The organism is Bradyrhizobium sp. NBAIM08, assembly GCF_020193935.1.
GTDB classification, from domain to species: Bacteria; Pseudomonadota; Alphaproteobacteria; order Rhizobiales; family Xanthobacteraceae; genus Bradyrhizobium; species Bradyrhizobium yuanmingense.
Genome location: NZ_JADYVR010000973.1, coordinates 1 through 402 on the forward strand (window position 1 = coordinate 1; position 402 = coordinate 402).

General features: G+C 72.1%; 1 pseudogene. It reads left to right on the forward strand.

Going from position 1 to position 402, the window contains the following annotated elements:
• Nucleotides 1-402 (forward strand): annotated as a pseudogene (locus I6F37_RS45730) (hypothetical protein); the annotation flags it as partial.

The window sequence follows — 402 nt, forward strand, 5'->3', positions numbered from 1 at the left end:
ATGCGATCAAGTCGCGCGAGCAGTTTCGCGGCCGAGTCGAACAGGGCAGGCAGGAAATCGGCCGGGGTGGCGTCAGCGATCGCGCCGCTGGCGGAGCGGGTGATCGTGGCGGCGCGGGCGGCGGCAATCGAGCGGCAACCGCGGATCGCGGCGCCGGGCAATCAGGCGGCAACCGCGGCGGTGGCGCGAGTCAACTCGGCGGCGGCGGCGACCGCGGCGGTGGCGGCAATCGAGGCGGGGCCTATCAAGGCGTCGATCGCGGCGGAAGTGCCGCCAGAAGTGCCAGCCAACGCGGTAGCGCGAGCCGGTCTAGTTCCGGCGGCGGCTCAAGAGACGGTGGCGGCGGCTCAAGAGGTGGCGGTGGTGGTGGCGGACGCCGCCGGTAGGAAAAGTAGCGAGTGA